1 protein-coding gene is annotated in these 1919 nt (G+C 66.4%); it reads left to right on the top strand.

The annotated features are described in order from the left end of the window. The first annotated feature begins 86 nt into the window (after window positions 1–86). The gene (locus tag HKK72_RS38870) at window positions 87–1805 is read left to right on the top strand and encodes an IS1634 family transposase (RefSeq protein ID WP_187239371.1); all 1719 of its coding nucleotides are present in this window, start codon (window positions 87–89) and stop codon (window positions 1803–1805) included. Window positions 1806–1919: the final 114 nt, after the last annotated feature.

The following is a 1919-nucleotide window of genomic DNA, read 5'->3' as shown; positions in this document are numbered from 1 at the left end:
CTAGTTCTGCGACCCGAATTCGCCTAGTACACGAATTGCCTGGTAAGAGTTGCTTGACATGGGTTGATCCCGTTACGGTCTGGGACATGTTTCTGCGGGAGGTGAAGCGGCGGAACCGTGACGGCAGCCAGGTGTCGTACCTGCAACTGGTCCACAACCAGTGGGACCCGGCCGCCCGAGCCTCCCGTACCAAGATCTTGTTCAGCTTCGGCCGGGCCGATCAGGTCGACACCGCGCAGGTCGAGCGGCTGATCGCGTCGTTGTCGCGGCTGCTGGATCCGGCGTCGGCGCTTACGGCCACCGCCGGCGCGGAGCTGACCTTCGAGTGCTCGCGGCCGCTGGGCGGCACCGACGTGCTGGACGGCCTGTGGCGGCGGCTGGGCATCGATGCGGCGATGCGACGCCGGTTGAAGGGCCGTCGGATCACCACCCCGTTCGAGCGGATCCTGTTCGGCCTGGTCACAGGCCGGGCGCTCGCGCCGTCCTCCAAGCTCGCCGCGGCCGAGTGGATCACTAACGACGTGCACATCGACGGGCTTCCCGCCACCGACGAGGATGCCTGCTACCGAGCCATGGACTGGCTGTTCGCCATCCGCGGCGAGCTCGAGCAAGAGATCTACCACCAGGTCGCCGACCTGCTGAACCTTCAGGTCGACCTGCTGTTCTTCGACACCACATCGACCTACTTCGAGACCGAAGACGCCGATCTGCCCACCGCCCGCGACTGGCGCGGCGAACCCACCGACACCCCAACCGACGGCGACGGCGACGGCGACGGCGAGCAGAAGATGGCCGGGTTTCGGACGTGGGGCAAGTCCAAGGACAGCCGGGATGATCTGCCGCAGATCGTGATCGGGATGGCCGTCACCCGGGAGGGCATCCCGGTCCGGGTGTGGTGCTGGCCCGGCAACACTGCCGATTCGGCGCTGATCCGCCAGGTCAAGGACGACATGAGGGACTGGAGCCTGGGCCGGGTGGTCTGGGTGAGTGACCGCGGGTTCTCCTCGGCCGCCAACCGCCGCTACCTGCAACGCGGCGCCGGGCACTACATCATCGGGGAGAAGCTCCGCTCCGATTCACCCGAGGTCAAGGCCGCCCTGTCACGCCAAGGCCGCTACCAGACCGTGGCCGACGGGCTGCAGGTCAAAGAGGTCCGCATCGACGACGCCGACCGGTTCGTGATCTGCTTCAACCCTGAGGCCGCCGCCCGCGACCAGGCTGTGCGCGAACGCATGGTCGCCAAGCTCACCGAGCTGATCGACCACGCCGACACGCTCACCCCGGTCAAGCGGGCCGAACTGCGCGGGCGGATCTCCACCATGCCGGGGTTGAACCGGTTCCTGCGCATCACCCCCGGCGGGCTGCTGCGCATCGACAAGGCCAAGATCAAGACCGAGGCCAACTTCGACGGCAAATACCTGCTACGCAGCAGCGATCCGAAAATGACCGCAGAAGACATCGCCCTGGGCTACAAGCAGCTCCTGGAAGTCGAACGAGGCTGGCGCGACATGAAGTCCGTGCTGGACCTGCGACCGGTCTACCACCGGCTCGAAGAACGCATCCGCGCCCACGTCATCCTCTGCTGGCTCGCGCTGCTGCTCATCCGCATCGCCGAGACCACCACCGGCCAGACCTGGCAGAACCTGCGCCGCGAACTCCAGCGCCTGCACGCCATCACCTTCACCGGCCCCGACGGCACCTTCCGCCAGACCACCCAGCCGACCAAGCCCCAGATCGACATCTACGCCCAGCTCGACCTACCCCTCCCCAACAAGATCATCGAGATCATCCCCGCAGGCCGCTGACCAGGCACAACACTGCCGCCTAGTTACACGCGCGACAAGCGCGCCATCACGCATTCCCGCAGCTCACACCCTAAATTCGCGTACTAGACCGAGACCTCAACTGCGGAACGCGGG

It is taken from the genome of Actinomadura sp. HBU206391, assembly GCF_014323665.1.
In the GTDB taxonomy this organism is placed as follows: Bacteria; Actinomycetota; Actinomycetes; order Streptosporangiales; family Streptosporangiaceae; genus Actinomadura_C.
Note: the sequence above shows the minus strand (reverse complement) of the source record. Positions and strands in the feature narration are given on the sequence as shown.